Annotated in this window: 14 protein-coding genes; 9 read left to right on the top strand and 5 right to left on the bottom strand. The window is 64.4% G+C overall.

The window, feature by feature from the left end; translation table 11 throughout:
- Positions 1-11 precede the first annotated feature (11 nt).
- From moaA to VPH40_RS23625, 3 genes are all read left to right on the top strand, one after another.
- The gene (gene moaA, locus VPH40_RS23635) at positions 12-1,133 is read left to right on the top strand and encodes a GTP 3',8-cyclase MoaA (protein ID WP_328574659.1); all 1,122 of its coding nucleotides are present in this window, start codon (positions 12-14) and stop codon (positions 1,131-1,133) included.
- A 62-nt stretch (positions 1,134-1,195) separates the two neighbouring features.
- Positions 1,196-3,055 carry a molybdopterin molybdotransferase MoeA gene (gene moeA / locus VPH40_RS23630; RefSeq protein WP_328574658.1) on the top strand — a complete coding sequence of 620 codons (1,860 nt, stop codon included), beginning with the start codon at positions 1,196-1,198 and terminating at the stop codon, positions 3,053-3,055.
- A 309-nt stretch (positions 3,056-3,364) separates the two neighbouring features.
- Complete coding sequence (locus VPH40_RS23625) at positions 3,365-4,264, top strand: MHFG family PEP-CTERM protein (protein ID WP_328574657.1); 900 nt, start codon at positions 3,365-3,367, stop codon at positions 4,262-4,264.
- A gap of 12 nt (positions 4,265-4,276) precedes the next feature.
- Here the strand turns inward: VPH40_RS23625 and rmuC are convergent, their stop codons facing one another.
- Positions 4,277-5,662, bottom strand: coding sequence for a DNA recombination protein RmuC (rmuC, locus tag VPH40_RS23620; protein ID WP_289898665.1), 1,386 nt, complete (start codon positions 5,660-5,662; stop codon positions 4,277-4,279).
- A gap of 5 nt (positions 5,663-5,667) precedes the next feature.
- Positions 5,668-6,063 carry a group II truncated hemoglobin gene (locus VPH40_RS23615; protein WP_328574656.1) on the bottom strand — a complete coding sequence of 132 codons (396 nt, stop codon included), beginning with the start codon at positions 6,061-6,063 and terminating at the stop codon, positions 5,668-5,670.
- A gap of 132 nt (positions 6,064-6,195) precedes the next feature.
- On the opposite strand from VPH40_RS23615, the gene VPH40_RS23610 reads away from it, so the two are divergent.
- Genes VPH40_RS23610 through VPH40_RS23600 form a run of 3 tightly spaced genes read left to right on the top strand, consistent with a single transcriptional unit; the run spans position 6,196 to position 8,331 of the window.
- Complete coding sequence (locus tag VPH40_RS23610) at positions 6,196-7,473, top strand: MFS transporter (RefSeq protein ID WP_328574655.1); 1,278 nt, start codon at positions 6,196-6,198, stop codon at positions 7,471-7,473.
- 3 nt (positions 7,474-7,476) lie between these two features.
- Positions 7,477-7,824: a GIY-YIG nuclease family protein gene (locus tag VPH40_RS23605; protein WP_150131032.1), complete on the top strand. Its 348-nt coding sequence runs from the start codon at positions 7,477-7,479 to the stop codon at positions 7,822-7,824.
- Positions 7,825-7,881: 57 nt separating this feature from the next.
- Complete coding sequence (locus tag VPH40_RS23600; RefSeq protein WP_099668394.1) at positions 7,882-8,331, top strand: MarR family winged helix-turn-helix transcriptional regulator; 450 nt, start codon at positions 7,882-7,884, stop codon at positions 8,329-8,331.
- A gap of 5 nt (positions 8,332-8,336) precedes the next feature.
- Here the strand turns inward: VPH40_RS23600 and cqsA are convergent, their stop codons facing one another.
- On the bottom strand, positions 8,337-9,584 hold the full coding sequence (gene cqsA / locus VPH40_RS23595; protein WP_305058543.1) for an alpha-hydroxyketone-type quorum-sensing autoinducer synthase: 1,248 nt from the start codon (positions 9,582-9,584) through the stop codon (positions 8,337-8,339).
- Between the two features lie 152 nt (positions 9,585-9,736).
- On the opposite strand from cqsA, the gene VPH40_RS23590 reads away from it, so the two are divergent.
- Positions 9,737-11,035 carry a sensor histidine kinase gene (locus VPH40_RS23590; RefSeq protein WP_289911218.1) on the top strand — a complete coding sequence of 433 codons (1,299 nt, stop codon included), beginning with the start codon at positions 9,737-9,739 and terminating at the stop codon, positions 11,033-11,035.
- Between the two features lie 3 nt (positions 11,036-11,038).
- A complete protein-coding gene (locus tag VPH40_RS23585) occupies positions 11,039-12,046 on the top strand; it encodes a response regulator (protein WP_099666832.1) in 1,008 nt (335 codons plus the stop codon).
- On the opposite strand, the gene VPH40_RS23580 is transcribed toward VPH40_RS23585, so the two are convergent.
- Together VPH40_RS23580 and VPH40_RS23575 are read right to left on the bottom strand one after the other, a co-directional pair.
- Positions 12,043-14,574: an ABC transporter permease gene (locus VPH40_RS23580; RefSeq protein WP_328574654.1), complete on the bottom strand. Its 2,532-nt coding sequence runs from the start codon at positions 14,572-14,574 to the stop codon at positions 12,043-12,045. The genes VPH40_RS23585 and VPH40_RS23580 overlap by 4 nt on opposite strands.
- A gap of 21 nt (positions 14,575-14,595) precedes the next feature.
- On the bottom strand, positions 14,596-15,627 hold the full coding sequence (locus VPH40_RS23575) for an adenosine deaminase (protein ID WP_289911225.1): 1,032 nt from the start codon (positions 15,625-15,627) through the stop codon (positions 14,596-14,598).
- 578 nt (positions 15,628-16,205) lie between these two features.
- On the opposite strand from VPH40_RS23575, the gene VPH40_RS23570 reads away from it, so the two are divergent.
- Positions 16,206-18,128: a PrkA family serine protein kinase gene (locus VPH40_RS23570; protein WP_099666829.1), complete on the top strand. Its 1,923-nt coding sequence runs from the start codon at positions 16,206-16,208 to the stop codon at positions 18,126-18,128.
- Positions 18,129-18,152 lie beyond the last annotated feature (24 nt).

The following is an 18,152-nucleotide window of genomic DNA, read 5'->3' as shown; positions in this document are numbered from 1 at the left end:
TATCACCTTTCATGGCTGACAAGATTATCTACCTCGCCGAAGCCCGCAACGGGGCTTTGGCGATTCCCGCGCAGCTGGATAGCCCCAGCGGCAACGTGGCCGACAGCCTGGGCCGGCCCCTGCACGACCTGCGCATCTCGATTACCGACCGCTGCAATTTCCGTTGCGTGTATTGCATGCCCAAGGACGTATTCGACAAGAACCACGTCTACCTGCCGCACACGGATTTGCTGTCGTTCGAGGAAATCACGCGCGTCGCGCGCCTGTTCGTCGCGCACGGGGTGGAAAAGATCCGCCTGACGGGCGGCGAGCCGCTGCTGCGCAAGAATATCGAAAAGCTCATCGCCATGCTGGCCGAACTGCGCACGCCGTCGGGCCAGCCGCTGGACCTGACCCTGACGACCAATGGTTCCTTGCTGGCAAGAAAAGCGCAGGCGCTCAAGGATGCCGGCCTGAACCGGGTCACCGTGTCGCTCGACTCGCTCGACGACGCCACCTTCAAGCGCATGAACGACGTCGATTTCGCCGTGGCCGACGTGCTGCACGGCATCGATGCGGCGCACGCGGCCGGCCTGGGGCCCATCAAGATCAACATGGTCGTCAAGGCCGGCATGAACGAGCAGGAAATCGTGCCCATGGCGCGCCACTTCAAGGGCACGCCCTACATCCTGCGCTTCATCGAATACATGGACGTGGGCGCCTCGAACGGCTGGAACTTGCAGGAAGTCATCCCGTCCGCCGACGTCGTGCGGCGCATCGCCGCGCACATGCCCTTGCTGCCCGTCGACCCGAACTATGCGGGCGAGACGGCGGCGCGCTGGCGCTATGCCGATGGCAGCGGCGAAATCGGCCTCATTTCCAGCGTCACGCAAGCGTTCTGCGGCGAGTGCAGCCGCGCCCGCCTCTCGACCGAGGGCAAGCTGTACACCTGCCTGTTCGCCAGCAGCGGCCACGACTTGCGCAGCCTGCTGCGCGGCGGCCGCAGCGATGCGGAAATTTCCTCGGCCGTGGCGCAACTGTGGCGCGGCCGCGGCGACCGCTATTCGCAATTGCGCACCAGCCAGACGGATTTGACGGGCGGTGCGCTTGAGCACGGTAAAAAGAAAGTGGAAATGTCGTACATCGGCGGCTGAATCGGGCGCAGCACGCGCCCGCCGCTGCTACCATGGCGCATGCACCAATTTTCCTACCTGACATGATCAACAAACACGACATTACCGGCCTGATCCTGGCCGGCGGCCTCGGCACGCGCATGGGCCAGCGCGACAAGGGCATGCTGCCCCTGCATGGCCAGCCCCTGGCGCGCCACGTGGCCCAGCGCCTGGCGCCGCAAGTGGGCCAGCTGGCCCTCAGCGTCCACGCGGATGCAGGCGACTACGCGCGCTTCGGCCTGCCCGTGTGGGCCGACGTGCTGCCAGGCCAGCTGGGTCCGCTGGCCGGCTTGCACAGCGGCATGCAGCACGCCGGCACGCCCTATCTGCTCACCGTGCCTTGCGACTCGCCCCTGCTGCCGCCCGACTTGGCCGCGCGCCTGGCCGCCGGTTTGACGCAAGACAATGCCGACCTGGCCATCGCCGTCACCGAGGAAATCGATGCGGCGACGGGAGCGGCCGTGCGCCGCCCCCACCCCGTCTTTTGCCTGGTAAAAACATCCGCCCTGCCCCAGCTCGACGCCTATCTGCGCGGCGGCGAACGCCGCATGCGCACCTGGCACGGCCCCTTGAAACTGGCCGAAGTACTCTTCGAAAACAATAGTGCATTCGGCAACATCAATACCCCGGACGAGCTGGCCGCCCAGCAGGCGCAGGGCCTGTCCGTGCCGATGGCGCAAGCCATCCTGGCCGACACCGTCGCGCCCGTGGCCGAGATCGAGGAACTGCCGCTGCCGCAAGCGTTCGAACGCATCCTGGCGGCCGACATCATCTCGCCCATCAGCGTGCCCGCGCACGACAATTCCGCCATGGATGGCTATGCGCTTTACGGAGCTGACCTTGGCGCCGACCTCGGCGGCGACACCCCCGTGACCCTGGCCGTGGTCGACACCATCCTGGCCGGGCGTCCCGGCACCGTCAAAATCGGACGCGGCCAGTGCGCGCGCATCATGACGGGCGCCGTCATGCCCGACGGCTGCGACAGCGTGGTGCCACAGGAACTGGTGCTGCAAGCCAATGAAACCAGCATCACGCTGGCGCCGGACTGCATCCGCGCCGGCGACAACCGCCGCTTCAAGGGTGAAGACTTGATGCAGGACAAGCCGGCCCTGCTGCAAGGCAAGATACTCGGACCGGCCGAGCTGGGTTTGCTGGCCTCGCTGGGCATCGCCACGGTGCCCGTGCGCCGCCGCCTGCGCGTGGCCTTCTTTTCCACCGGCGACGAATTGCGCTCGATCGGCGAGCCACTCGACGCGGGCTGCATCTACGACAGCAACCGCTACACCCTGCTGGGCATGCTGACGCGCCTCGGCTGCGAAGTCCTCGACATGGGCATCGTCAAGGACAATCCGCAAGCGCTGGAAACGGCCCTGCGCGGCGCCTGCGCCACGGCCGACGTCATCATCACCTCGGGCGGCGTGTCCAGCGGCGCGGCCGATTTTACGCGCGACATCCTCGCGCGCCTCGGTGACGTGGCCTTCTGGCAAATCAACATGCGCCCGGGCCGCCCCATGGCCTTCGGGCGGATTGCCAGCGAAGGCGAATCGGCACTACTGCTGGGCCTGCCCGGCAACCCGGTCGCCGTGATGGCGGCGTTTTATTTCCTCGCCCGCCCCACCCTGCTGCGCCTGATGGGCGCCGACGCGGACACGTCCGCCCTGCCGCTGCTGCAAGTGGCGGCGCAAGCGGCGATCCGCAAGAAACGGGGCCGCACGGAATACCAGCGCGGCATCGTCGAGCGCGGTGCGGACGGGCGCCAGCACGTGCGCGTGACGGGCGCGCAAGGCTCGGGCATCCTGCGCTCGATGACGCAAGCCAATTGCATGATCGTGCTGCACGAAGCGCAAGGCCACGTGGCCGCAGGCGACCTGGTCGATATCGTGCTGTTCCAGGGATTGACCTGACGCGCCACCGCCGGCCAGGCTGACGCGCCGGCCGGACCGCAGTCCACGCTGCGCCACTTATCCCCCTCGCCACAACGGCCCGCCTTGCGCGGGCCGTTTGCATTGCCCCTTCGCAATCAATTTTCTTCGCGGAAACTGCTCGCCTATTGAGATAAAAATGTTAATTATTTCTTTAAATAACATATCAATAAACACAACACTAATTGTAATTATTTTATTTATTTGTTGATATTGAAGTTTCTTCGATGATAACATCCGAACTTATACGAAAAGTTCAATTTTGATATTGCTTTCACGAGGAAACTAATAATGAGACACCGCTCTTGGAGCGCGGGCGCCAGCATGCTGGGAGCGGCTTGCCTGCTTGGCCTATTGACCCTCGCCCCGCCGCCCGCCCATGCCAAAGGGGCCCCTCGGGCCGACGTACTGGACAACTGCAGCTGGAACCGCCCCGGCGCCGACCCGTTCATGGGCGACGTCGTGGCCGCCGTGGACAGGTACCCGGACATCGCGCCGCAGGTGCGCGAGCAATTGAAGGCGCGCATGCGCGCGCGCCAGTATGATGAAATCGTCGTGATCAGCCGCGACGCCATCCGCGGCAAGGGCAATTACGATGCGCGCATCAGCGACATGCATTTCGGCCCGGGCCGCGTTTGCCGCAATGTCACGCGGGCAGGCTGGAGCGAGCAGATGCAGGAAAGGGGACTCGTGTACTGCGTGCAGGGCGCCTGCATCCTCGTGCCCACCGTGTGCCGCAATGTCAGCCGCATCACGCAGGCGGCGGCAGGGCCGCGCGGCGCTGGCGCGGCCCCCGTTGGCGCCGCGCCGGGCGGTGCAACGCCGGCAGCGGCCGCGCCGGCGGCAACGGGCGTGCCCGTCATCGAGCATCCCGTCGCCGCGCATGGCGGCTCGCTCACGGGCGCGGCGCCGCCGGCCGTGGTGGCCGGCCTGCCCCTGCCGGGCTTCGATTTCGTGCGCGGCAGCCGCGACACGATGTTGCCGTCGGGCATAGGCGGTGGCCAGCCACCGCGCGGCAGCAGCATCATCGTCGAGCCATTCAACCCCACCGTCATGCTGCCTTCGCTGCCGCCCACCGGCCTGTCCGTCCTGCCCGCCGTGCCGGAACCGCAAACGTGGGCCATGCTGCTGGCGGGACTCGCGCTGCTGGTCTGCGCCACGCTGCGCCGCCGGCCTGCGGCGGCGGCCTGAACGGCGGCGGCGCTATTCGCCGTCCGCTTCGGCGGACAGCCCCGCGTCCGCCTTACCCAGCAGCAAGGCAGCCGCCTCGCCCGGCAAAGCTTCCACGGATTTCAATTTGCGCGCCATTTGCCGGCTGCGCACTTCCGCGCTTTCGATATTCTTCGCCGCCTTTTCCAGGGTCAGCCGGGTTTGCGACAGCACGTCGCCAAACTTGCCGAATTCCGTCTTCACGGCGCCCAGCACTTGCCACACTTCCGACGAGCGCTTTTCCAGCGCCAGGGTGCGGAAACCCATTTGCAGGCTGTTGAGCAAGGCCGTCAACGTGGATGGCCCCGCGATGCTGACCCGGTGCACGCGCTGCAATTCATCGGCCAGGCCCGGGCGGCGCAACACTTCCGCATACAAGCCTTCCGTGGGCAGGAAGAGGATGGCAAAGTCGGTGGTCAGCGGCGGCGCCAGGTATTTGTCCGCGATGGTTTTCGCTTCTCCCCGCACGGCCCGTTCCAGCTCGCGTCCGGCCAGGGCCACGCCGTCGGCATCGGCCCGCTCGGCCGCTTCGACCAGGCGCTCGTACTGTTCCTTGGGGAACTTCGCATCGATCGGCATCCACACGGGCGGCCCGCCATCGGAAAGGCCCGGCAGTTTCAGGGCGAATTCCACGCGCGCGCCGCTGCCGGGCAAGGTTTCCACGTTCTTCGCGTACTGGTCGACAGTGAGTACCTGCTCCAGCAGCATTTCCAGCTGCACTTCGCCCCACGTTCCCCGCGTCTTGACGTTGGTGAGCACCCGCTTCAGGTCGCCCACGCCCAGCGCCAGCTGCTGCATTTCACCGAGTCCCTGGTGGACTTTTTCCAGCCGCTCCGACACTTGCTGGAACGAGGCAGTCAAGCGCGTCTCCAGCGTGGCGTGCAATTTCTCGTCGACCGTCTTGCGCATCTCTTCCAGGCGCGCGCCATTGTCGGCCTGCAAATCGCGGATCTTGCTTTCCAGGGTGGCGCGCACTTCCAGCATGCGCTGCGCATTCGATTCCGTCAGCTGCGCCAGGGTCTGGTTGGTGCTGTCGGCAAAGCGCGCCAGGCTTTGCGCCTGTTCCTCGCGCCCGACTTTTCCCTGCGCCTGCATCTGCGTGCGCAGGCTGTCGAGCTGCTGCAGGGTCGCCGCCTGGAATTGCGCCAGGCTGGTGGCCAGGTCTTGCCGCGTCGCTTGCGCCGACGCCTGCAGTTGCAGCCGCACTTCGCGCTCGACCCGGTCGATGCGCTCCAGGCTTTGCTGCTGGTGCTGCTGCACCAGGGCCAGGGTGGTGGCGCCATCGCCGGCCGCGCCGCGTGGGCGCAGCAAGATCAATAGCAACAGGACGATGGCGACGATGGCGGCGCCCAGCAGGCTGTAAAACTCGATTGGGCTCATGGGTGTCAGTCAGGTTTGTTGCGCATCCAGTCGGCCGTCTGATAGAACGATTCCATCAGGCGCACGCGCAAGGACTCTTCGATGCCCGTGTCTTCCATGGCCCAGGCCATGGCGCGCAGCCACTGGTCGCGCTCGCTGGTGCCGATGGCGTAGGGCAAGTGACGCGCGCGCAGGCGCGGGTGGCCGAACTTCTCGATATACAAGTCCGGGCCGCCCATCCAGCCCGTCAGGAAGAAATACAGCTTGTCGCGCGAACCGTCCGTCGAAAGCGGATGCATGACGCGGATGCCGGCGAACTCGGCTTCGAGTTCCATCAAGTCATAAAAACGATCGACCATTTCACGCAGCACGGGGGCGCCGCCGATGGTCTCGTAGAGGGTGGGGGCAGTGGTATCAGTCATGGCCGCCATGATAGCGCAAGCGCCGGCGGCCCATGCGGCGCCAGCTTCCGCTGCCGGCATAAAAAGCAATATACTTGACTACTCAAGCTTTTATCAACTACTATGCAATCTTTAAACACGGACAAGTCAACCATGCCCACCACCGCAGAATCCCCTTTGCTACGCAATACCAACTTCCGCTGGCTGCTGGGCGGCGGCCTCGTCTCCATGCTGGGCGACCAGTTCAGCATGCTGGCCCTGCCCTGGCTGGTGCTGAGCCTGACGGGCGATAGCCTCAGCCTGGGTATCGCCGTGGCCCTGATGGGCGCCCCGCGCGCCGTGCTGATTTTGCTGGGCGGCACCATCGCCGACCGCTATTCGCCCCGGCGCGTGATGCTGCTGAGCAAATATGCGAACGCCGCCATCCTGCTGGCGCTGGCGGGGTTGCTGCTGCTGGACCAAGCCAGCCTGGCGCTCGCGTATGCGGCCGCGCTGGCGCTGGGTATCGCGGCCGCCTTCGGCATTCCCGCCGGCACGGCCATCCTGCCGCAAGCCGTGCCGCCGCAATCGCTGCAGAACGCCAATGGCTTGCAGATGGGCGCGCGCCAGCTGTCCCTGCTGGCCGGCCCCCTGCTGGCGGCGCTTGTGCTCGGCGCCCACGATGGTGCGCAGCACACCTCCATGGCGGCGCTGGCCGCCGCCTTTGCCATCGATGCGCTGACGTTCCTGTTCTCGGCCTGGACCTTGCGGCAAGTGAGCCTGCGACCACTGGCCGCGGCGGCGGCGCAGGGCATGTGGCGCGACATGGCGGCGGGCCTGTCCATGGTGTGGCGCGACCTTCCCTTGCGCAGCTGCTATGCGTACTGGGCGGTGGTGGCGTTCTTCGTCATGGGGCCGCTGCAAGTGGCCTTGCCCGTGCTGGCCAGCGAGCGCCTGCATGGCGCCTCCGCGCTGGGTTTGCTGATGGGCGCGCATGGCGCCGGCACCCTGGCCGGCATGCTGGCGTCCAGCCTGGGCGGCGCCTGGCTGCGCCGCCACTTCGGCGCCACCCTGCTGCTCGTCGACGCGGTCGTCGGCCTGCTGCTGATGGCGCTGGGGCAAATCAACTCGGCCTGGCAAGGCGCGGCCCTGCTGGCCGTGACAGGGTTGCTGGGCGGCTACTTGCAGGTGGCCATCTTTACGTGGATACAGCGGCGCGTGGCGCCCGCCATGCTGGGCCGGGCGATGGCCCTGTTCATGGGCATCTTCCTGGGACTGGCGCCGCTGTCGGCGGCGGCCACGGGCGCGCTGCTGCGCCACCTGAGCGTTGGCGAGCTGTTCTGCGGCGGCGGCGCCCTGCTGCTGGCAGCCGCCGTGGCGGCCGCATTATTTACCGCCATCCCGCGCATCGCCGGACCGGAAACGATTACCCAAACGATATCGGAGAAGTAAAACATGGACAAGACACGACAGGCAACATTGAAAGCGCACTACCGGCAACAGCCGCCGCCGCTGGGCATCATCGCCTTGCGGCACTTGCCCAGCGGGCGCACCTTGCTCGACAGCAGCCGCAACGCGCCCGGCATGCTGAACCGGCACCGCTTCGAGCTGAACCTGGGCAAGCACCGCAACGCCCTGCTGCAGGCGGACTGGCGGCGCGATGGCGCGGCGGCCTTTTCCTGCGCCGTCATCGATACGCTCAAGCTGCCCGACGACCCCGCCTTCGATGCGGACGCCGAACTGGGCGCCTTGCTGGACTTGCACCGCGCACAGTGGCTGGAGCAAGGCCAGCCGCTGTATTGAGCGGCATTGCTTTACACTTGCGCAATCAAGCATTTCGCAACGGATAAAATGGACGCCATGAACGATCACACTCTCCCGTCGCCGGACGCCGATGGCGCGCTGGACTTTTGCCTGCGCCTGGCGCGCGCCCAGGCGCTCATCGTGCGCCGCTTCGACAGCGCCCTGGGCAATTTGCATGGCCTGAGCTTCAGCGACTATCAATTGCTGTACCAGCTGCAGCGCGCACCCGGTGCGCGCCTGCGCCGCATCGACCTGGCCGAGCGCCTGGCGTTGACGGCCTCCGGCGTCACGCGCTCCTTGATGCCACTGGAAAAGATTGGCCTGGTGGCACGCCAGGCCGATGCGCGCGACGCCCGCGTCGGCTATGCCGTGCTGACTGCCGCCGGCCAGGAATTGCTGGGACATGCGAGCGCCACCGCGCAGGCGGTGGGGCGCGAATTGCTGCAGGATGCGCCGGCAGAACAGCTGGGAGCGCTTTCAGCCCTCCTGGGCCGGCTGGCCGGCTGACGACGCTACACGAGCGCCAGCCTGCGCAGGCGCCGCGTCGATGGCCAGTGTTCCACGCCCGCTTCGGCGCGGATGGCGGCGCAGCCCGCCAGCACCCGCTCGATGGCGGCCCCGTCGAGCCCCGCATTGAGGGTCAGGCGCACGAGAGCGCGGTTCTTCGCCGTTGCCGGGGCGCAAAACATGGCGCCGTAAATGCCTTGCCTCTCCAGCGCCTGGCGCAGGACCAGGGTGGCCGGTTCGCCGCCCGCTTCCAGCGCCACGATCTGCTCCGTGCCATCGCTGACGTTGTAGCCCAGTTCGCGCAAGCCTTCGCGCACCTGCAGCGTATGGCGTTGCAGGGTGGCGCGCCGTCCATCGGCGGCCATGATGAAATCGAGCGCCGCGCCCAGCCACGCCAGCTCATGCGCCAGCAAACAGGAACTGAAGATGGCGGGGCGTGATTCGGACAAAAAATAGCCCTTGAAGCGGCTGGAACAGCTGATGAAACCGGCCCGGCCCGCGAAGGCCTTGGCCAGCGACGCCGTGCGGAAATGCACGCGGTGGCCCAGTCCCCACGCTTCCACCAGGCCCGCGCCCTGCGGGCCGTGCGTGCCCAGCGAGTGCGACTCGTCGACCACCACCACGCAGTCGCTGCGCTCGGCGATGTCGAGCAATTCCAGCAGCGGCGCCAGGCTGCCGTTGGTGCTGTACAGGGCGTCGACGACGATCACGCCGCGGCCATGCTTTTCCACCTGCCGCCGCAAGTGCGTCATGTCGTTGTGCAGGAAGGGCACGGCCTGGGCCTGCGCCGAGAGCACGCCTTCCCACAGCGAGGCGTGGGCCTGCATGTCGAGGTAGACGGGAATGCCGGGGCTGGCGATGCACTGGATCAGCCCGACGTTGGCCGCCATGCCGGACTGTGCCAGGATGCCATCCTCGCTGCCCATGAAGCGGGCCAGCCGGCTTTCCAGCCGGTGCTGTTCGCTGCCTTCCTGCAAGTACACGGCCGACATCAGCATGCCGCCCGCATTCGCCTGCAGGGACGCCACCTGGGCCGCCACCAGCGCCGGCTCGGCGGCGATGGACAGGTAGTCATTGCCGGCCAGGAAAATGGCATGGGCGGGTGTCGGTTGCCAGGCATGGGGATGCTGGCCGCCCAGCAATTTTTCGATGCGCGTGACGTGGTGCGCATCCATGCGCCGCACGATGTAGTCTGGCAAGCAGTGTTCTGCGCGGACGAAGGATGGGGCGTGCAAGCTGGTAGCGATGGTCATGAGTTTTCTCCTAGGGAAAGGTTTGCTGCGGCTTAAAGCCTTGACCGTCTCGCGAACCCATCCATTGACGTATATCAATGTCCGATGAGATACCCGTTCAACCAGGAAAATTTACGCGATGATAATGTTCTGAAGAGAATCAAGGCAGAGTCATGACGCAGCAATTGCAAGGACGATGGACACACTGGCGCAGGCGCCTGCTCCATTCGCTGCTGCATGAACGCATGCCCCATGAAAACCTGGCCGGCAGGGTTGCCATGCTGGCCGCCGTGGGCACGGTGGCGATGCCGCTGTACTACCTGCTGTGGAATTACTTTTTTCCGCAAGCCTATGAAAACCTGACCTTGCGCCTGACGGGCGTGGGCATCTGCGCGGTCGGCCTGTTTGCGCGCCACTTCTCGGCCCGCTGGCTGTCGCGCTACCTGCTGTTCGCGCTCAGCTACATCCTGCCTTTCTTCTTTACCTTCATGTTTCTGATGAACCACGCGTCGTCCATCTGGAGCGAATCGCTGCTGATCGGCCTGGTCGTGCTGTTTCATTTCGAGACGAAACTGGCTTGCCGCGCCTACCTGATCGGCACCAGCACCGCCTGCCTGGCCGTCATCCTGCAGGGAGAAGGCGACTTCCTGCTGCAGCGTGAAGTGCTGCAGCAACTGCCCGTGCACTGGTTCACCATAGCCGCGCTGTCCGTGGTGAAAGTCGGCAGCAAGGTGCTGGAACTGGAACGGCTGGCCGGCCTATCCGCCGGGCTCGGTTCCGTGGCACACGAACTGCGCACGCCGCTCACCAGCGTGGAAGCCAATGTACGGGGCATGCGCCGGCTGCTGCCGCAGCTGGCCGGCCAGGCGCACGACTTGCCGCCGCTGCAGGAAGCCCTGTCTCGCATCCAGTTCGAAGTGCGCCACATGCAGCACATGATCGATTTGTTCCTGATGAGCGCCAGCGCCGTGAACCGCAACCTGCAGCCCAGCCAGGCGCTATCGATGCTGGCGATGGTGAATTCCGTGCTGAAGCGCTACCCATTCACCGGCAACAGCCAGCGCAGCCGCGTCAAGGTGGACGTGCGCGCCGACTTCCAGTTCGCCGGCCAGGACGAACTGTGCGTGGTGATCCTGCTGAACCTGCTGAGAAACGCGCTGAAAGCCATCCAGCGGGCCGGCAAGGGCCGCGTGCGCATCATCATCGACGGCGCCCGCCCCGTGCCCAGGCTGCTGTTCATCGACACGGGCTGCGGCATCGCGAAGAACCGCCTGCCGCTGATCTTCGAGCGTTTTTATTCGTATCCCGTGCATAACGGCAGCGGCATCGGCCTGGCCCTGTGCCGGCAGATCATCACGGCCTGGCAGGCGCGCATCCGCTGCGTGTCGCGCGAGCATGCGTATGCGATTTTCATCCTGGAATTTCCCCAGCCCCTGCCTGCCCGCTTACAACCCTCTTCCCCCGCAAGGTGATGCATGCAACTGCCCGTCTACTCCCATCCGACCCTGACCGTATTGATCGATGACAGCGATTCCTTCCTGAAAAGCCTGGCGTTCCAGCTCGATCCCGCGCTGGCGCGCCTGACCTTTCATGACACCAGCAGCGCGCTGCACTGGCTGCGCCACAGCACGCAGCCGGGCGAGACGCCGCTGCACGTCAATTTCGACACGCAAAACCTGCCGCGCGACCAGCGCAACGTGGCGCTCGACCTCGAACGCATCTGGCGCATCAGCGGCCAGGCGCAGCGATTTGCCGTGCCTTCCGTGCTGGTGGTCGACTATTCGATGCCGCAGATGAATGGCCTGGAATTCTGCCAGGCTGTGCGTGACTTGCCGTGCAAGAAGATTTTATTTACGGGCGCGGCCGATGAAAAAGTGGCCGTGACGGCCTTCAACCGGGGCTTGATCGACCGCTACGTCAAGAAGAGCGACGACGATGCGCTCGATATCCTGGAACAGGAAATCGTTTCCCTGCAACGCGAATTCTTCCTGCAGCAGTCGGACACCGTGCGCGACTTGCTATTGCTGCACGACTATAGTTTCCTGCAAGATGAAGCCATGGCCGCCGTCGTGCAGGAACTGTGCCGGCGCCATGGCTTTGTCGAGTTCTATATTTTCCCGAATCCCTGCGGCATCCTGTTTTTCACGCGCGACGGCCAGGCCCGCCTGATGATCATCGAGACGGAACGCAGCCTGCACACGCAGTACGAAATGGCGCGCGACAGCGACGCGCCCGAGTCCCTGCTGCTGGCCTTGCTGGAAATGCGCGTGATCCCGTACTTTTCCGATGCCGACAGCGACGGCATGTATGCGGCGCACATCGGCGAAAACTGGTTCCGCTACTGCGCCGCGCCGACCATCTGCCTGGGACGCGAAACCTATTTCTGGGCCCTGTTCGACGTGCCGCCGCACCAGCTGGGGCAGCCGGTCATGTCCTACGCGCAATTTTTACGCGCGCAGGCGGACGACAGCGTGGGAGCCTAGCTTTCCCGCAAGGTTTGCAGCGGCGGATGTTTCAGCACATTGCGCAAGCCCAGCCAGCCGCCGGCGATCGCGCACAGGGCGCCGGCCAGCAAACCAAAGGCCCACACGCCGGGCGCGAAGCTCCAGGCGAACTTGAACTGGTACGTGGCCAGCGCCCAGCCCATGGCCGCCGCGCCCGAGGCCGCCAGCAGGCCGGCCAGCGCGCCGACGAGGGAAAACTCGATCAGCTGCGCCTGCGCCAGCTGGCGCCGCGTGGCGCCCAGCGCGCGCAGCAGGCCCGCTTCGCGCGTGCGCTCGTCCTGCGAACCCATCAAGGCCGCATACAGCACCAGCAAGCCCGAGGCCAAGGTAAAGGCAAAGAGGAATTCGACGGCCGTCACCACCTGGTCCAGCACGCCCTGGATTTGCTTGAGCACGCCGCCCACGTCGACCACCGTCAGGTTCGGGTAGTCGCGCAGCAAGGCATTGCCCAGATCCGCCTGCGCGGGCGGCAAGTGAAACGCCGTGATCCACGTCTGCGGCGTATCCGCCATGGCGGCCGGATTGATGATGACAAAGAAATTGACGCGCATCGAACCCCATTCCAGCTTGCGTAAACTGGTAATGGCCGCTTCCACGGGCTGGCCGGCGATGTCGAAGCGCAGCTTGTCGCCCAGCTTCAGCTTCAGGGTCTTGGCGATGCCTTCTTCCACCGACGCCTCGGCTGGCGCGCCCGGCGCATTGCCGAACCACTTGCCGGCCACCAGCTTGTTTTCTTCCTGCATCGTGGCCATCGTCGACAGGTTGAATTCGCGGTCGGCTAGGCCCTTGGCGCGGTCGTCCTCATACGTGGTTTCCGTGATGGCGTTGCCGTTCACGGCCACCAAACGCCCCCGTATCATCGGATACAGGGGCGCATTGGCCACGCCGGCCTGGGCCAGGCGCGCGGCGATCGGGTCTTTCTGTTCCGGCAGGATATTGATCATGAAGCGGTTCGGCGCGTCCGGCGGCGTGGCGTTGCGCCAGGCCACCATCAAGTCGCCGCGCACCACCGTCAGCAGCAGCAAGGCCATCAAGCCCAGGGCCAGGGACACCACCTGGATGACGGTGGCGCCCGGGCGGCGCTGCAGGGACGTGACGGCGAAGCGCCAGCCCTGGTGGTTGAAGGCGCCGCGCAGGGTTTTCAGCGAGCGGATGCCCAACCAGCCGGCCAGGCCGAACAAGGCGAAGCCGCCCAGGAAGCCGGCCGCCGTCAGCAGCGCCAGTTTCACGTCGCCCGCTTGCCACAGGAGCAGCACGACGAAGGCGGCGATGCCCAGGCCGTAGGTGGCCAGGGCCAGCGCCTGCGGCGGCTCCTGCTCGCGGCGGATCACGCGGTTATGGGGGACATTGCGCAACTGCAAAATCGGCGGCAGGGCAAAGCCGAGCAGCAACAGCATGCCGGTGGCCACGCCTTGCAGGGCGGGCAACATGGAGACGGGCGGCAAGTCGCTCTGCACCAGCTTGCCCAGCAACTCCAGCAGCACCAGGTGGCCGCCGAAACCCACCATCACGCCGACCACGCTGCCGGCCAGGCCGACCAATAAAAATTCGATCACGTACATGGCGGTGACCTGGTTTTGCGTCAGCCCCAGGCAGCGCAGCATGGCGCAGGCGTCCAGGTGGCGCAGCATAAAGCGGCGCGCCGCCATGGCCACGGCGACGGCCGCCAGCATGGCCGACAGCAAACCGACGAGCGACAGGAAACGGTCGGCGCGGTCCAGGGTCGATTGCATCTGCGGGCTGCCCGACTCCAGCGATTCGATGCGCACGCCCTTGATGGCTTGCGTCTTGATCTGGCTTTCCAGCCAGGCTTGATATTGCGCAAGCTCGCCCGCCTTGGCGGGCGGCGCCGACAACAGCAAGCGGTACGACACGCGCGAGCCGTTCTGCACCAGCGCCGTGGCGGCCAGATCGCTCAAGGGCAGCATCACGCGGGGAGCGAAGTTGAGGAAGGACGCGCCGCGGTCCGGCTCGCTGGCGATCAGTTGCGTGACGGTAAACGCCTTGTCGCCCAGGGTCAGCGTATCGCCCAGTTTCGCATTCAGGCTGGACAGAATCGCCGCATCGACCCACAGGGTGCCGGGTGCCGGCACCTGGCTGGTCGGTTGGCCGACGGCATCCTGCGCTTCGCTGAGCTTGGTCGTGATTTTCAGCTTGCCCCGCTGCGGGTAGCCGGGCGAGACGGCCTTGATGGAGGCCAGCTGCGACAGCGATTGCTCGCCCTCGCCCGCCTGCGCCATGCTGGGAAACGTCACCGTGTCGGCCAGGATGAAGCCGCGCTTCTGCGCCTCCGCGCGCCAGGCCGCATTGACGGGCTGGTCGGCGCTGATGACCAGGTCGGCCCCCAGCAGCTGGTGCGCGTCGCGGTTCAGGCCCGCGCGCAGGCGGTCGACGAAGAAGCCGACGGCCGACAGGGCCGCCACGGCGACGATCAGCGCGACGAGCAGGAAACGCAGTTGCCCGGCGCGCCAGTCGCGGCCGGTCATTTTCAGGGAGAGGCGGAACATGGGCGGCGGGTCTTTATAGAGTTACTGCGCGCTGCCGTGGGCGGCGGCGTGCTGCGCGAAATACGCATCGACGGTAGCGAGGAAGGCGTCTTTCTGCGCCTGCGGCAGGAAGGCGGCGATGAAGCCGTTGCGCGCCAGGCGTTGCGCGTGGGATAGGCCCAGCGGCAGCGCGTCGAAGATGGCGTCGAAATTGTCGTTCATGTAGCCGCCGAAATACGCGGGATCGTCCGAGTTCACCGTCACCAGCAAGCCCGCGTCGAGCAATTGCACCAGGTTATGGTCGTGCATCTGGTCGAACACGCGCAGCTTGGTGTTCGACAGGGGGCAGACGGTCAGGGCGATCTGTTCGCGCGCCAGGCGGGCCGTCAGTTCCGCGTCTTCCAGGCAGCGCACGCCATGGTCGATGCGTTCGACCTGCAAGTCGTCGAGCGCCGTGCGGATGTAGGCCGGCGGGCCTTCCTCGCCCGCGTGGGCCACCAGGTGCAGGCCCAGTTCGCGGCAGCGGGCAAACACGCGCGAGAATTTCTCGGGCGGATTGCCCACTTCCGAGGAATCGAGGCCGATGCCGATGAATTTGTCGCGGTGCGGCAAGGCGTCTTCCAGGGTCTCGAACGCCTCTTTCTCGCTCAAATGGCGCAGGAAGCACAGGATCAGGGCCGCGCTGACGGGACTGTCCTGGCAGGCGCGGTGGATGCCGTTGATCACGTCGGCGATGGGCACGCCGCGCGCCGTGTGGGTTTGCGGGTCGAAGAAGATTTCCGTGTGCAGCACGTTATCGGCTTCGGCGCGGCGCAGGTAGGCTTGCGTCATGTCATAGAAATCCTGCTCTTTCAAGAGCACGCTTGCGCCAGCGTAATAAATGTCGAGAAAAGACTGTAAATCCGTAAAAGCATAGGCGCTGCGCAAGTGTTCCACCGATTCATAGCCCAGAGGCACGCCATTGCGCTCTGCCAGTGCGAAAATCAGTTCTGGCTCCAGCGAGCCTTCGATATGGATATGCAGTTCGGCCTTCGGCATGCCGCGGACGATCGCGCGCAATTGGGGGTTCATCATGGGTGTTCCTTATAGGGTGACGATAAAAATGCTGGCTCGCGCACGCGCACGCGCGGCGCGCAGGGCCATCAGACATGCAGGCATCTTAGCGCAAGATGGCCAGCCTCACCGGCGCCAGGCCGCCATGGCGCAGGCTGCGGCAGCGCCATGGCCGGCTCCGGCACGCGCTGGCGAATTGTCGTATGATGGTTTAAAAGGTATACAAAAGTTCATTGGAACCGATGAAAAATTTGATGATTTATCCAATTAAATCAACAATTTACAAACAAGTATTAAGGATATGCCGACATATCTTTTGACTTCCTGATCCTTTAGAGCAATAATAAATTTCATGGGGTAATGGTAGGTGCAGCAAGCGCTATCAACAGTGAAAAAAAAGCCGGCTGGCCACGTCAGCACACGGCATCAAGCGCCAGTTTTTTGGTCCGGGCAATCCGGACTCGCAAAGACAGCCGGGCTTGAAACAACAATAAAAATCGATACGGGGTACAGGAAAAGTTCAAGCGGCAAGCCCAGGCGAGTGCCAGGCGGGCGGCCATGGTGACTGGCAGTACGGGTTTACATTAAAGGACATTGACATGACCATTTTTGATAACTATGCAGCACGCTACGAGCGCACCCGCGAAGAGGAAATGTCGCTCACCGACTACCTGGCCCTGTGCAAGAAGGACAAGCTGACGTACGCCAGCGCGCCCGAACGCATGCTGGCCGCCATCGGCGAGCCGCAGCTGGTCGACACGCGCAACGACACGCGCTTGTCGCGCATCTTCGCCAACAAGATCATCAAGATCTATCCCGCCTTCCGCGAGTTCTACGGCACCGAGGAGGTGATCGAGCAAGTCGTCTCGTACTTCCGCCACGCCGCGCAAGGCCTGGAAGAACGCAAGCAGATCCTGTATCTGCTGGGGCCCGTCGGCGGCGGCAAGTCGTCCATCGCGGAAAAACTCAAGTCGCTGATGGAACACGTGCCCTTCTATTGCCTGAAAGGCTCGCCCGTCAACGAATCGCCGCTGGGCCTGTTCAACGAGGAAGAGGACGGCACCATCCTGGAAGAGGATTACGGCATCCCGCGCCGCTATCTGCGCAACATCCCCAGCCCGTGGGCCGTGAAACGCCTGCATGAATACAATGGCGATATCAACCAGTTCCGCGTCGTCAAGCGCTATCCATCCGTGCTGAAACAGATCGCCATCTCGAAAACGGAGCCGGGCGACGAAAACAACCAGGATATTTCCTCGCTGGTGGGCAAGGTCGACATCCGCAAGCTGGAAGACTATGCGCAGGACGACCCGGACGCCTACAGCTATTCGGGCGGCCTGTGCCTGGCCAACCAGGGCTTGATGGAATTCGTGGAAATGTTCAAGGCGCCGATCAAGGTCCTGCACCCCTTGCTGACGGCCACGCAGGAAGGCAATTACAAGGGCACGGAAGGCTTCGGCGCGATTCCGTTCGACGGCATCATCCTGGCCCACTCGAACGAGTCGGAATGGAAGACGTTCAAGAACAACCGCAACAACGAGGCGTTTCTTGACCGTATCTATATAGTCAAGGTGCCGTACTGCCTGCGCGTGTCCGATGAAATCAAGATCTACGACAAGCTGGTGGCCAATTCCTCGCTCGTCAAGGCCCCGTGCGCGCCCGGCACCCTGCGCATGATGGCGCAGTTCGCCATCCTGTCGCGCCTGAAAGACCCGGAAAACTCCAGCATCTTCTCGAAGATGCTCGTCTACGATGGCGAAAACCTCAAGGATACGGACCCGAAAGCCAAGTCCATGCACGAATACGTCGATTACGCGGGCGTGGACGAAGGCATGAACGGCTTGTCGACGCGCTTTGCCTTCAAGATCCTGTCAAAAGTGTTCAACTTTGACAATTCCGAAGTGGCTGCCAATCCCGTGCATCTATTATATGTACTGGAGCAGCAGGTCGAGCGCGAGCAGTTCGCGCCGGAACTGGAGCAGCGCTACTTCTCCTATATAAAAGAGCACCTGGCGCAGCGCTACGTGGAATTCATCGGCAAGGAGATCCAGACGGCTTACCTGGAAAGCTATTCGGAATACGGGCAGAACATCTTCGACCGCTACGTGACGTTTGCCGATTTCTGGATACAGGATCAGGAATACCGCGATCCGGACACGGGCGAAAGCTTCGACCGCGAATCGCTGAACAATGAACTCGAGAAGATCGAGAAACCGGCGGGCATTTCCAATCCGAAGGATTTCCGCAATGAAATCGTGAACTTCGGCTTGCGCGCGCGGGCCTCGAACGGCGGCAAGAATCCCGCCTGGACCAGTTATGAAAAGTTCCGCACCGTCATTGAAAAGAAAATGTTTTCGAATACGGAGGAATTGTTGCCCGTGATTTCCTTCAATGCCAAGGCCAGCGCCGACGATGCCAACAAGCACGCCGACTTCGTGGCCCGCATGGTGGAAAAAGGCTATACGGCCAAGCAGGTACGCCTGTTATGCGAATGGTACTTGCGCGTGCGCAAGTCATCCTAGCGCGGACAGCGGAGGCGCGCTCCC

This window comes from Janthinobacterium sp. P210005, from assembly GCF_036231865.1.
Classification (GTDB): Bacteria; Pseudomonadota; Gammaproteobacteria; order Burkholderiales; family Burkholderiaceae_D; genus Janthinobacterium; species Janthinobacterium kumbetense.
The sequence above is the reverse complement of the archived record's forward strand: the minus strand, read 5'-3'. Positions and strand labels throughout refer to the sequence as shown.

Excerpts from the sequence above, each read along its gene's own strand:
- moaA (WP_328574659.1), top strand. The coding sequence starts at position 12 with ATGGCTGACAAGATTATCTACCTCGCCGAAGCCCGCAACGGGGCTTTG.
- moeA (WP_328574658.1), top strand. The coding sequence starts at position 1,196 with ATGATCAACAAACACGACATTACCGGCCTGATCCTGGCCGGCGGCCTC.
- VPH40_RS23625 (WP_328574657.1), top strand. The coding sequence starts at position 3,365 with ATGAGACACCGCTCTTGGAGCGCGGGCGCCAGCATGCTGGGAGCGGCT.
- rmuC (WP_289898665.1), bottom strand. The coding sequence starts at position 5,662 with ATGAGCCCAATCGAGTTTTACAGCCTGCTGGGCGCCGCCATCGTCGCC.
- VPH40_RS23615 (WP_328574656.1), bottom strand. The coding sequence starts at position 6,063 with ATGACTGATACCACTGCCCCCACCCTCTACGAGACCATCGGCGGCGCC.
- VPH40_RS23610 (WP_328574655.1), top strand. The coding sequence starts at position 6,196 with ATGCCCACCACCGCAGAATCCCCTTTGCTACGCAATACCAACTTCCGC.
- VPH40_RS23605 (WP_150131032.1), top strand. The coding sequence starts at position 7,477 with ATGGACAAGACACGACAGGCAACATTGAAAGCGCACTACCGGCAACAG.
- VPH40_RS23600 (WP_099668394.1), top strand. The coding sequence starts at position 7,882 with ATGAACGATCACACTCTCCCGTCGCCGGACGCCGATGGCGCGCTGGAC.
- cqsA (WP_305058543.1), bottom strand. The coding sequence starts at position 9,584 with ATGACCATCGCTACCAGCTTGCACGCCCCATCCTTCGTCCGCGCAGAA.
- VPH40_RS23590 (WP_289911218.1), top strand. The coding sequence starts at position 9,737 with ATGACGCAGCAATTGCAAGGACGATGGACACACTGGCGCAGGCGCCTG.
- VPH40_RS23585 (WP_099666832.1), top strand. The coding sequence starts at position 11,039 with ATGCAACTGCCCGTCTACTCCCATCCGACCCTGACCGTATTGATCGAT.
- VPH40_RS23580 (WP_328574654.1), bottom strand. The coding sequence starts at position 14,574 with ATGTTCCGCCTCTCCCTGAAAATGACCGGCCGCGACTGGCGCGCCGGG.
- VPH40_RS23575 (WP_289911225.1), bottom strand. The coding sequence starts at position 15,627 with ATGATGAACCCCCAATTGCGCGCGATCGTCCGCGGCATGCCGAAGGCC.
- VPH40_RS23570 (WP_099666829.1), top strand. The coding sequence starts at position 16,206 with ATGACCATTTTTGATAACTATGCAGCACGCTACGAGCGCACCCGCGAA.